This is a genomic window from Ruegeria sp. AB8, assembly GCF_056542605.1.
On sequence record NZ_JBQGAB010000045.1, the window covers coordinates 1 to 12,047 of the forward strand.

Genomic DNA, 12,047 nt, shown 5'->3' on the forward strand with positions numbered 1-12,047 from the left:
CAAATCCGCCGCATAATCAAACCAACCAGATGAGCCACATCCTCTCTTAGATCAGAGCGCCATCTGTCCCAAAATCCCTGACGACGGACAGCCCTCAAAGCTGATGTCGACGTCAGACCATTGGGACAGCCCATTTCCGCGTTGATCGTATCGAATGACAGAGAACTTTTCCGAAAGGTGCCGGATGTAATCGCCATAGGATGGGTTCTGCCAGTCTTGTTCCAGATGGGTCATCCAACTGCCGGAAATCAGCAAAGGGTAACCCGCGCCAGAGACAGTATGAGCAATGGAAGTCCCGTCCTTGGAATGGCAAAACTTTACAGGCGGCAGAGGATTGGGTTGACTGCACACGGAACTAGAATTTGAGAGGTCTTTTGCCGCAGGGTTAATTGAAATCGCCCCAATCAAGCGAAACCCACGCCGACCAACAGTTTCTATGTAGTTTGGATCTTTCGCGTCATCGCCCAACGCCTTGCGAATTTCGAAAATGTACTCTCGAACCAGATCTGGATTGACGTGCAAGCCCTGCCATGCGGACTGAAGTATGTCTTCCCGCGACAGGACCTCCCCGTTCGCAGCGATCAGGCACTCTAATACTTCCGTGGCTTTTGGCGACAAAGTCGAATGCTCTTGACCGGAAGACAATTTACCGTCTCTCCGATCTAACACCCACTGCCGCATGCATACCTCCAACGCTATCTACAAAATTCAACGATGCAGCAACGATATGTCAACGGTTTCGGCGAATTGATGCGGATAAGCTTGCGTATGAAGCCAGTGGGGAGACAGACCATGCCGCAGATCTCATCGAATAACCTGAACCGCGCTGCGCTCGTTAGAGAGACCTCAACTTCCGTCAAAACCGCGAGCGCGTTACTTAGTTTGGCAAATCAATTGGAGGACGAAATTTGTCGCGCCTTGTTGAATGACGACGTCGAACTAGCGGAACGCTTAGTGGTGCCGAAAACACAGCTTGTTAAGTTGTCCCAAGAGTTTTCTTCGTCGAAGTCGGTGAACTCTTAAAAGAACCGTCACCCGCGTGGGTCGCATTGAAGGGTTCCTCTTGCATTGCAATTAATCAACTTCTGCTGGCCTTAAACGACACTGCTTACGCGCCTTTTCACTCTCTTCAGTAAAGCTGGACATATGGATCAGCCCTTCCGAACTGAAGCACAGAGTTTCGCTCGTTGTAAACCATCAAGGTCTGTCGCCTTGCCAACAAAATGGTCATTCGAGGAGTTCTGTATGTCTGGTAAGGTCGTGCGAATAGAAGGCTGGTAATTTGGGGGGGTAATGACTTGCTTAAGTTTGACGCGGAGACAACGAAATTACTTGAAATCGCCTATCAGGGAGCTGAACTGACGCGGCGAAGACAGGCTTCATTTGATGCGCTGTGCCCGGCTCCCGGTGAGACTATTTTGGATGTTGGTTGTGGCAACGGGATGTTAACAGCGGAGTTGGCTCGCGCAGTTGGCTCGGATGGCTGTGTCATCGGGATCGACCCAAGCACTGACATGACAGCAGCCGCTAAAGAACGATGCAGCGTCTACGCAAACGTGGAGTTTCGGGCTGGTGCCGCAAATAGCTTGCCCATTGAGGATGAGAGTGCTGACAAGGCCGTCTCGGTACAGGTCTTTGAGTACATCGAAGACGTAGACGGTGCACTGGATGACACGCTGCGATGCGTCAAACCCGGCGGACGTCTCGTCATTAGCGATCTGCACTTTGGCAGCTTGATTTGGTTCAGCGAAGAGCCCGACAGAATGCAAAAGATGCTGACTTCCTGGAACCATCACTTTGTGAGTGGTTCCCTCCCGGAAAGACTGCCCGCACTGATCAAAGCGCGTGGCGACCATGTGGAAGATGTTTTGTCGTTCACAATGACGGATCACCAGCTAAAGCCTGATGGCCTCGCAATCATGATGATGCACCTTATCAAGCAATACGCTGTCGCAAATGACCATGTTGATCCCGCCGTGGCGCAATCGTGGTTCGACGAACAACTTAGCCTTGCAGAAGTTGGACGCTTCTTTTTCTCCATGACCCAATTTATCGTCGTGGCGCGCAAAAAGGGTTGATTGTTCTACAATGCGCCGCTTGACCTCGGCCACGCTGGCTACAAGATTATGGCCGCCTCGCAATCAGTGTTGCAAAGACCTGATAGCCGAAAAGTGTGCGCTCTCTTGCTCGACGGCGATACTCGGCGACCAATCCATTGTGCAGGTCCTCTCCAATTTCACCGCGTTTTATCAACACTTTTCCCGTTTCTTCGACCCAGGGGAGCATTTGGTCATTGTCTAGTATACTTCTGCTTTGAAGACTGAAGTCTTCGACTATGAAACCCGCATTTGAGGCCAGGCCGCGCAGCTTGGCGACAACAAATGGGTCGGTGACAAACTCGTTCACAAATATCTTGGCGCATGCGTCCAGAGGATCGTCTGGCATGTTTCCTAGTGACGCTTTCGAGAAGTCAGCGTCACACACCACGAGACACCCTCCCGACCTTAGAACGCGCCCTGCTTCGGTCAAAAGAGGTTCCGGGTCTGCAACATGGGTAAGCACTGTGTGCATTACCACATTATCAACTGAGCCATCATCCAGGGGCAGCGACGCTCCACCAGCGACCTCAAACTCCACATTGTCGTGGCCCCCAACCCGCGCTCTTGCTTCGGTCACAAAGCCTACAGACGGCTCGAAACCAATGACCCGCGCGGGTTTGGCCTTCTCCGCAATGCGGCGCGTGACAGCTCCCGCACCGCACCCGACTTCAACCGTCAGGCTATCTTTGGCAAACTCAAGTTTGGTCAGATAGTTTGAAACGATCTTTTCCATTGTGGGATCGGCCTGACGCGCGTCCATCGAGTCGGCAAATGCGGAAATGAACTCCGCACCCGCAGCATCTACATCTTGAAACGGATCAGCCATCCCAACCACCCTCCATTAATGCTCAGTATTTTCTACCAAAAAACCCTAACATCACCTGAACCAAGAACAAGCCGTGCCAAAATGGGTATACTTGGGACAAACAGGAGGTTCATGCCATGCGTCAGCTAGTTTCAAATGGAAATCCGATGGAAGAAATCGTTGGGTTCAGCCGAGCAGTTCGGGTTGGTCCCCACATATCTGTTGGCGGCACCGCACCTGTCGATGCTGAAGGCAAGACCGTAGGGGTCGGAGATGTATTTGCCCAAACAACCCAGTGCTTTGAAATCATCAAGGCGGCTCTCGAACAGGCAGGTTCCGGAATTCAAGACATTGTTCGGACGCGAGTCATACTGACAGATATCGACAATTGGAAAGAAGCCATCGAGGCAAGGAAGAAGTATTGCGTCGATGCACGACCCGTCGACACAATTATGGCGATCAATCGGTTTGTGAACCCTGAATGGTTGGTCGAGATCGAAGTCGATGCAATCATAGCCGACGACGCATAGCTGAGAAGGCCACTACGCGGTTACGTAGCTGTCACTTACAGCTCGCAACTGCCTTGGATGTGATCTCGTTGCCTTATTTGGCCGATTGTCACCAAGTGTCGTCAGAACCTTCCTGGATACAGACTCATCATGTTCTGCACGTCCAGTTCACTCGAAAACGCAGCGGGATTACTCCAGATCACGTCATTAATATAGTCGCGTTCCGCGTGAAGATCGTTGGCTGTAGGCTGCGGCTTACGGGTTTCGGGGCAGGCTCTTTTGGTCCAACCGAACAGTCCACCAAATACGGTCCAGATGCTGGGTGACATTGTATGGGAAGCCATCTCATGTTCCTTTCCGAGTTACTTGCGCTGTCGCAACAAAGGTAACTGTTCACCTGTTTTTCTGGTATCCGGCACAAGATTGTGCTGTTCTACAAAAATGAAGAATGGGTTCCGAAATTGGTCGGATATTCGTGTGTTCCTCTCCGTCTTCAGAGAAGGGTCGACGCTTGCGGCCTCTAGAAAGCTAAAGGTCTCCCAACCAACGGTTGCCCGACGCATTGATGTTCTCGAAAGAGAAACAGGCTTAACGCTTTTTGAGCGCGGTACGCACGGGTTCAAACCAACCCCAGAAGCCCTTCGCCTCGTTCCTCTCGCCGAAGCAATCGAGGCTTCAGTCCGCGAATTTGCCGATTGCGCGAAGGAATTGACGTCGACACAGCCCATCCGGATTACAGCTTATTCAGCAAACTTCTCTGCACGCATGATTGAGATCGTAAACGAGTTCTCTGCCGACAATCAGGATGTCGCATTCGAGTTCTTGTCCAGCGTTCGGGCGCTGGACCTGATGGCCGGTGAGGCTGATATCGCGTTGCGCCTGGCTCGAACCGATCCCGATCCTGACCTGATCTGTCGTAAGATCAGCACGGCCCGCTGGTCTTTGTTCGGCAGCAGAAATTACGCGGACAAATTTGGCTTGCCGGAGTCAACCGATGATCTGGCCGGGCATCGGTTTGTTACCTTTCAGCGGGACGATGTTCCGAATGTATTCCACGAATGGTTGACCAATCATGTGGCACCGGACCAGATCGCTATGTCTTTCACTGAACTCGAGCTGATGCATGCAGCGATCAGATCAGGCCAAGGCCTTGGGATCAGCAATGTGAAACTGGTTGAAACAGACGACTCCTTTATCCGGTGCTTCGACGAAATCCCCGAACTTGCGGTGCCGCACCTGATGCTCATTTCGCCGGAAGCTTATCGCCGGCCCGAGGTCAGAGCCTTCGTCAAGTTCTTCGCACCTCGCTATGCGGCAATCTACAAGTGATGGTTATCCCCGCATTGGACCGCGAACTGACGCTGATGCCAAGGGCGGAGAGCATCAGTAAAGAGCCCCGAGCGAACCTCGCATTCAGGCAGTTGGAGTAGAGGGCCGCATCATCTATCGTCGAACGCATGTCGAACAAGGGACAACAGTTGCAACGAAGGTTGGCGGCAATTCTAGCCGCGGATGTCGTTGGGTATTCGGCGCTTATGCACAAAGATGAGCAAGCCACAATTCTAATGCTTGATCACCTGGAAAGCGACATCGTCACCCCAACGATAGCCGGCCAATCAGGTCGTGTCGTGAAGAGCATGGGCGATGGTTGGCTGGTGCAATTTGACAGCGCGGCGCAAGCTGTAACCGCAGCAATGCAGCTACAAGAGCAGTTGGCTGAATACTCGTTAATAAACATGCGGATCGGTGTTCATGTGGGTGACATCACAGAAAAAGGTGATGACATCCTGGGTGACGGTGTGAACATTGCCGCACGGCTTGAGAGCATTGCGCCAACCGGTGGTATCGCAATTTCTGAACCCGTACATCTGAACCTTGAACACAATCTGGCAGACGCTTTCAAAGCAGTTGGGAAGAAGAGGCTCAAGAACATCCAACGCAGCCTGGATGTGTGGATTCACGATGGACCACAACTGAGTGCACCGCAAAGTTCGCCTTCTTTTACAGAGACGAGCTTGCCAAAGCTATCCATCCATCCTGTCACGTGCAGCGACCAACGCGCTGAGCTCAAGGAAATGGCCGCAGCTCTCACTTCAGATTTCGGTTCTTATTTTCGGACGATCAACTGGTTAAACGCGGCAATAACCTCCACGGAAGCATCAGAGGGATATGCACTTCGCGGCGTGCTGCGTGGACACGGCGACCGATTGCGTCTGGAAGCACGCTTAAATGACTCTTCTGGTTCTGAAATCTGGACTCAGAAGTTCGACGGTTCGGTCGAAGCTATCTTTGATTGGCAAGACGAGGTTGTAGAAAAGCTGTTGGATGCCGTTAGCGGGATCTTGATCCAGTCGCTGACCGCAAAGCTCTCTGCTTTACCTGAAGACGAGCTGACTGCCGAACAGTGCGTCTTGATGGGCATGATCACATGGTCGGAGGCCAGCATCGACAGCTATAAAGAGACGTTGTCGTACCACGCCAGGGCCATCGAGGCCAAACCAACCCTCGCCGCCGCTTATGCCGAAGCTATTTGGACAATGAATGGTGCGAGAACCTATGATCTTCGACGCGATCTGTCATCCTACTACGAGAAGCTGCCACACTGGATCGAGGCCGGACGACACATGGCGGGTCAAAGCCCAACGCTTGATCTGAGTGTTGCAGTGGCTGACTACAATGTCGACGGGGACGCGGATCGACTTTCCGTGGCGCTGGAGCAAATCCGGCAACGAGCGCCACTAGATGCCCGCCTGCATTTGTTCATGGGTTGGGGATACAACTGGGCCGGGTTTCCTAAAATGGCACTAAGCTGCTTTCAGACGGCGCTCCGGTTGGGCCGATATGGGGCCGTTTTCGTGGGTGCTTCCGGAGGGGCCGCCACCTCTTGCGTAATGCTTGGTCGAGACCATGATGCTATCGCCTATGCTGAGGCAGGTTTGCGCTTTTCAAAGAACTATGCCGCACTTCACAGCACGAGAGCCGCTGCTCACGCTATGCTTGGGGAACCTGAAAAGGCGTCTGCGGCGTTGGCGCAAATGCTGCAAATGGAACCTGATGAAACGATCTCGAAATGGCGTAGCAACGTGGACTATGGCGGTTCAGAAGGCGCTGAACGTTACTTTGAAGCGCTTCGCCGGGCAGGGTTGCCAGATTAGCGGTGCCGGAACCAAGTTGCGCTGGGAAAACCGGCAGCTTGATCGCGCATTTCAGTAACTGCAAAGCTCGGATTTGAAGGGCCGCTTAGGGCTGGACTTGCCAAACATGCAAGCCGCGGAGAATGGCCGCATCGAGCCCTTACCTACCAAATGCTGCGCTTTGAGCAGATGTCCGGTTTCTCATTCCGGTCGCAATGGAAGGATGTCGGGAACTCTTGCGTAGGGTGCGGGGGGCAGCCAGTTTTGAAATGTGCGAGCCAGTCTTGGATCGCCACTTAGAAAAAATGACCCCAGTTCCGTCTCTTTGGCTAAAGTGGTTCGCCCCATTATGATGCCGCCCATCGCGACCAACGTAGTTTCCACATACAGATCGACATCCAGATCAGGATCGTGAACGCAAAGTTCAGGGGGCGTTCCTCGCTGGGCCAGAAACCAAAATGTGTCGTAGTCCGTTGGCTCATCCCTGAAATGAAAGCGGATTACTGACCGCTTGTCAGGCAGAGCATCTACCTGGAGCACGCTTTGACATTTCCACATCATCGGCGAGGCCAGCGTTCCCGCGAGAGCGACCTCAGCTTCGATATTCTGTTGTGCCCAGACCCCGAGCGCCTTGATGACCGGTTCCAGAGCTTCGGACTTGGGCGTGCGAAAGTAGTCTACAGAACCGGTCGCATTATCTTCGACACGCTCCACCAGACCATTGCGCTCCATTTCGGAAAGTCGCCGAGACAGAACTCCGGGGGAGATGCTGCCAAGGCGTCGTCGCAACGTGTTGAACCTGGTGGCTCCGGCCCAAATCTCGGTCAGGATTGGAATGGTCCATCGAGGTTCCAGCAATTGGCTGGCGCGGGAAATCGGGCATAGAAGACCGTATGGTTTGACGTTCATAAGAAACTCCTCAGCGTCCATAATACCCAGCAAAGCCACTTGGGCTAGTACGTCTGAAATACCAGCATCAGTACTTCCCACGCACTACTCTGAAAGGATTGCGCCATGGTGGAGTTGGTCATCGCAAATTGAGGAGAATACGATGACACAGAACACCGCCATGACGGGGATCACCAACGGGGAGTTGTGGGGCCGCCGGGCGCAGGATTGGGCTAAGTATCAAGAAGCCTCAATCGCTCCGGTATTTGATACGGTTCTTGAGCGAACTGGCGTGAGCGAGGGGACCAGATATCTTGATATTGGCTGCGGGGCGGGATTGGCGGCAGCAAAGGCCAGCGCTCTGGGGGCGGTGGTGACTGGTCTCGATGCATCAAGCGCATTGATCGATATTGCCCAGTCTCGGTTACCTGCAGCCGCCTTTCACGTAGGGGATTTGCAGGAACTCCCGTTCCCTAGCGACAGCTTTGATCTGGTGACAAGTTTCAACGCCATCCAGTATGCCGGGGATGTCGCCGAGGCTTTGTCAGAGGTAAAACGCGTCCTTGCACCCGGTGGCGCAATAGCCATCGCGACTTGGGGCGACCCAGAAGGCATGGAGGCAGCCGAGGTCGTGACAGTTTTAAAGCCTCTTTTGCCACCTCCGCTGCCCAACGCACCGGGCCCATTTGCTTTGTCTGATGACACCGTGCTGCGTCAGTTCGTCGAGGAGGGCGGGTTCGAAGCATACGATGTCTTCGACGTCGACAGTCCCTGGTCCTATCCCGATGAACCGGCTGCAATTGCTGGTCTTGCCGCATCTGGTGTCGCGGCCAAAGCAATAAGCTTGGCAGGAAAAGATGCGGTGGATAAGGCGCATCGCTCGGCCATTGCACCATACCGCAAGGCAAATGGTTTGATCGAGTTCGGTGCCACCTTTAAGGTGGTTCTGGCCAAGTCACCAAACGCATAGTGCTTGGCGCGAAAAACCTAGCCCTCAAAAGCGGCCGTTGAAGAACTGCAGAGCAATGGCCGTTTTGCCCGCTTAACCGCTGTCCAAACGGTTGGCACCCGCTGCAAGGCGGCGAATGGTAGGATCGAGCCCATTCCTTCAATTCGGGTGTTCGTGGCGAATGTCTGTTTCAATGTGCGTTAGTCTTATGCGGTTCGGTGATATTGACCAATCAGTCCAGTGTGCGGACGGAACCAATTCACGCTGCATGTCGCAATAACGAGTTAGGATTTTCCTAATAGGTGGTTGCAAATATTTTATTTGCGTTCAGTTCGGCGGTTTGCGTTATTGCGAATTGCAACGGACTACCCGATACGCTTGGCACTTATGCTTCAACGCTGTCGCCTTCTGATTTTAGGAGACGAAATCATGGTAGATTCAACTGACCGTGCCTTTCATGGAAATCACCAATACGGGATGGGGTATGAACCCACCTATAGCGGTGCAAACAGCCTGTTCCGCAGGCAATATTCACGTGACCTTGAAGGCGTCGATATTGTCACTTGGGGCGTCCCATATGATTTGAGTGTCACCAATAGGCCCGGTTGTCGCTTCGGACCGCGCGGTATTCGCGCAGCATCCACCAACGTCGCTTGGGATGGAGGTCCGTGGTATTGGGATTTTGATCCATTCCAAAAGCTCAGGATGGTGGATTATGGCGACTGCACGTTTGATCCCGGGTTCCCGACGGAAATCCCCGAAACCATTTACCACGAAGCCAAAAGCATTCTGGCATCAAACGCGTTTCTGCTTACAATGGGCGGCGATCACTCTGTCACATATCCTATTTTACGGGCACAGGCTGAACGACACGGGCCGATATCCCTGATCCAGATAGATGCGCATTCGGACACTTGGGAAGAAAACCCAAAACGCTTTGACCATGGATCCATGTTCTACCACGCCGCGCAAGAGGGCATTCTTGACGCACAACACTCCATTCAAGCTGGGCTTCGGACTTACAACGCCAAATCACATGGCTTCAAAACGCTGACGGCTGAATTCGTACATGAGCAGGGCGTTGCGGCGACAGTCGCGAAGATCAAAGAGGTTGTCGGGGATCGCCCCGCTTATTTGACCTTTGACATTGACGCGCTTGATCCAGCATTTGCGCCGGGCACCGGTACACCAGTTTGCGGCGGGCTGACCACCTGGCAGGCAATCTCGCTGATCCGCAAGTTGACTGGTGTGAACCTGATCGGAGCAGATGTCGTTGAGGTTTCTCCACCTTTTGACAATGCCGAAATTACCGCATTGGCTGGGGCGTCATTGCTGCTTGAGATGACTTGCCTCGTCGCTTCGCAAAGATAATTAGGCAGGCGGAGAATCTTCGCCTGCTCTTTAACAAATGGTGTCACTCTGACAGCAGACATTCGATCAATGGCGGCAAAGTCCGCATCTCGGAAGTCATCATGCTTGGATTGGAAGGTCCGCTTTGGGCTGGAAACAGTCGTCGCCGATTGAAGCAATGAGCGATTGCTTAGAACCTTTCGAGGACATTGCGCTAAAATTGGATTGGCCCTTGGCACGATTTGTCTGCGATAGTTTCGAGCTTTGGCATCCTGACCAACTCTACGGCTTAACACCAGCTTTCTTCAAGCCTTCGACCAAAAGCGCATTGTGTTCGGGTAGACGGAAGAGGATCAAAGCTCCGGAGACAATGCTGTCTAGGAACGCTGGGGCGAAATCCGCCAGCGCCTGCTCATGTGGCAGGCCTGCTTCGGCGCGCCCGAGGTGGGCGGCACTGGCGATCATAAGAGCCCGGCGGATCGGCGCACGCGGCGTCATCTGAATGGCGTGCTCACCCCAACGCATTGCGTCTTCAAAATCAGCGTCGGCGAAGGCAGCTTGGGCGAGCGCCAGATAGGCGTCTCCTACCCAGAGGTCAGTGTCGCGTGGGGAAAGCTGGAGGGCAAGGTGGGCATGTTCGCGCGCCTGTGTGGTTCGGCCGACCAAAGATTCATGCCAGGCCATGAAGAAGATGTTCCGGGCAAAGTTCGGGTTCAGTGTGAAGCCCAAACTGAAGTCGGCGTTGGCCCCGTCAAAATCTCCACGGAAATGACGAACCATACCGCGAACGCATAAGGCGCGCGGGTCGAGTTGACCACCAAGAAACAGAGGTTCAACGCTTTTATCAGCTAGGCCCAGGTTTTCGGTGGGGTCCTCATCGAACTGGTATAGATAACGCATCAGGTAGGCAAACGCTTTGATCCAATGGGCCTGGACGTTGCGCGGGTCGAGATCAATGGCGCGATCAGAGACCGATATGACCTCATCGAACTTATCCTGAGAGTAGAAGCCTCCCGCGTAGAAGATCGCCATTGCACGTAGCGAGAGGTCGTAGGAGTTGAAGTCGATATCTCGAGCCACAGACGCGCGATCTATTTCGGCAATGGATATCTGGGGGGCGATGGCGCCGACCACGCTGCGTGTAATCTCATCCTGTAACGCGAAGATGTCGTCTAGCGTGCGGTCGTAGCGCTCGGCCCAAACATGGGCTCCATTTGTGCAGTCGATGAGTTGGGCAGTAATGCGTACGCGGTTTTGGGCTCGACGGAGGCTACCCTCTAGCATGTAGCGAACACCGAGTTCTCGAGCGATATCTATGTGGGTGACGGGGCGACCCCTGAACGAAAATGAGGAGTTGCGGGCGATGACGAAAAGCTCGGGAAAGCGCGAGAGCTCTGTGATGATGTCTTCGGAAACGCCGTCACAGAAGTATTCCTGTTCTGGATCATTGGACATGTTCTGGAAGGGCAAGACAGCGATGGAGGGTTTGTCAGTGGGTTGAGATTGGTTTTGCGTGGAATCTGATTTGCCCTCCATCGCCAATTTGTAGGCGCGAACTGGCTCGGAGATGTTTTTGAGCGCTACTTCGCCAAGGTCTATGATGTCGTGTTCGATTTTGCCTCGAACCTGCCGGCATGCGTCGTCAGACAGTATGACACCGCCTGGGTCAGCGATGCCTTCGAGTCTTGCGGCAAGATTAACACCCTCGCCATAAATGTCGCCCTCGTCCAAGATTACGTCTCCAATGTGCAACCCTATTCGGAAGCTGATCCGGCTTTCGGTGGGGCTCTCGGCTTCGGCGGCGTGCAGCGCCTTCTGGAGCGTCGCTGCGGCCTCAACGGCAGAAACGACCGAGCTAAAAAGTGCAAACAGGCCATCACCGGTAAGCTTGATAATCTCACCTCCGGCACTTTCGATACTTGGATTGATGATGTCCCGTCGTAGGTCTTTGAGACGAGCAAGTGTTCCCGCCTCGTTAGCCGCCATAAGCCGTGAGTAGCCGACCATATCGGCGGCAAGTATGGCGGCAAGTCGGCGTGTCATGCGCATTTCCCAATAGCAACCTTTTTTCGAATCTATCAAGTTCGGCAGTAGTGTGCCAACTTTCGAGAATGTCCGCTTCGGGCTGCCTGCGGTCATCCACCCTCAATAGGCGAGTGACAGTATTGTCCGCGATCCAGACAATTGCCTGCGTCGAGATTGAGCACTTGCAGCGAATGGCGTGTGTGGATGGCTCCTTCCTAGCAAGACATTTTTGATCTGATTTGCGCATTTGTCAGAAGCAGTCATGTGTCCGGCCTGTCTGCGCGGTTT

At 53.6% G+C, this 12,047-nt stretch carries 12 protein-coding genes; 7 read left to right on the forward strand and 5 right to left on the reverse strand.

What is annotated here, in order from left to right; translation table 11 throughout:
- Nucleotides 1-51 precede the first annotated feature (51 nt).
- Nucleotides 52-681: an alpha/beta hydrolase gene (locus ACR0CG_RS22785; protein ID WP_480527725.1), complete on the reverse strand. Its 630-nt coding sequence runs from the start codon at nucleotides 679-681 to the stop codon at nucleotides 52-54.
- Between the two features lie 111 nt (nucleotides 682-792).
- Here ACR0CG_RS22785 and ACR0CG_RS22790 point away from each other — a divergent pair, with 111 nt between their 5' ends.
- Entirely contained in the window at nucleotides 793-1,023 is a 231-nt protein-coding gene (locus ACR0CG_RS22790) for a hypothetical protein (RefSeq protein WP_480432017.1), read from the forward strand.
- 275 nt (nucleotides 1,024-1,298) lie between these two features.
- Nucleotides 1,299-2,078: a methyltransferase domain-containing protein gene (locus ACR0CG_RS22795; protein WP_170825506.1), complete on the forward strand. Its 780-nt coding sequence runs from the start codon at nucleotides 1,299-1,301 to the stop codon at nucleotides 2,076-2,078.
- Nucleotides 2,079-2,124: 46 nt separating this feature from the next.
- Here the strand turns inward: ACR0CG_RS22795 and ACR0CG_RS22800 are convergent, their stop codons facing one another.
- Entirely contained in the window at nucleotides 2,125-2,832 is a 708-nt protein-coding gene (locus ACR0CG_RS22800) for a methyltransferase domain-containing protein (protein WP_170825505.1), read from the reverse strand.
- A 209-nt stretch (nucleotides 2,833-3,041) separates the two neighbouring features.
- On the opposite strand from ACR0CG_RS22800, the gene ACR0CG_RS22805 reads away from it, so the two are divergent.
- On the forward strand, nucleotides 3,042-3,434 hold the full coding sequence (locus ACR0CG_RS22805) for a RidA family protein (RefSeq protein WP_480432013.1): 393 nt from the start codon (nucleotides 3,042-3,044) through the stop codon (nucleotides 3,432-3,434).
- A gap of 101 nt (nucleotides 3,435-3,535) precedes the next feature.
- On the opposite strand, the gene ACR0CG_RS22810 is transcribed toward ACR0CG_RS22805, so the two are convergent.
- Complete coding sequence (locus tag ACR0CG_RS22810) at nucleotides 3,536-3,757, reverse strand: hypothetical protein (protein WP_170825504.1); 222 nt, start codon at nucleotides 3,755-3,757, stop codon at nucleotides 3,536-3,538.
- Nucleotides 3,758-3,854: 97 nt separating this feature from the next.
- On the opposite strand from ACR0CG_RS22810, the gene ACR0CG_RS22815 reads away from it, so the two are divergent.
- Nucleotides 3,855-4,742, forward strand: coding sequence for a LysR family transcriptional regulator (locus ACR0CG_RS22815; protein WP_170825503.1), 888 nt, complete (start codon nucleotides 3,855-3,857; stop codon nucleotides 4,740-4,742).
- Between the two features lie 128 nt (nucleotides 4,743-4,870).
- Nucleotides 4,871-6,568: an adenylate/guanylate cyclase domain-containing protein gene (locus ACR0CG_RS22820; protein WP_480527728.1), complete on the forward strand. Its 1,698-nt coding sequence runs from the start codon at nucleotides 4,871-4,873 to the stop codon at nucleotides 6,566-6,568.
- A gap of 180 nt (nucleotides 6,569-6,748) precedes the next feature.
- On the opposite strand, the gene ACR0CG_RS22825 is transcribed toward ACR0CG_RS22820, so the two are convergent.
- On the reverse strand, nucleotides 6,749-7,456 hold the full coding sequence (locus ACR0CG_RS22825; protein ID WP_170817444.1) for a winged helix-turn-helix transcriptional regulator: 708 nt from the start codon (nucleotides 7,454-7,456) through the stop codon (nucleotides 6,749-6,751).
- A gap of 142 nt (nucleotides 7,457-7,598) precedes the next feature.
- Here ACR0CG_RS22825 and ACR0CG_RS22830 point away from each other — a divergent pair, with 142 nt between their 5' ends.
- Both ACR0CG_RS22830 and speB read left to right on the forward strand, forming a co-directional pair.
- Entirely contained in the window at nucleotides 7,599-8,405 is an 807-nt protein-coding gene (locus ACR0CG_RS22830; protein ID WP_170817445.1) for a class I SAM-dependent methyltransferase, read from the forward strand.
- Nucleotides 8,406-8,813: 408 nt separating this feature from the next.
- Nucleotides 8,814-9,755, forward strand: coding sequence for an agmatinase (speB, locus tag ACR0CG_RS22835; protein WP_170817446.1), 942 nt, complete (start codon nucleotides 8,814-8,816; stop codon nucleotides 9,753-9,755).
- Between the two features lie 261 nt (nucleotides 9,756-10,016).
- Here speB and ACR0CG_RS22840 read toward each other — a convergent pair whose 3' ends face one another.
- Nucleotides 10,017-11,777 carry an adenylate/guanylate cyclase domain-containing protein gene (locus ACR0CG_RS22840; protein WP_170556818.1) on the reverse strand — a complete coding sequence of 587 codons (1,761 nt, stop codon included), beginning with the start codon at nucleotides 11,775-11,777 and terminating at the stop codon, nucleotides 10,017-10,019.
- Between the last annotated feature and the right edge of the window lie 270 nt (nucleotides 11,778-12,047).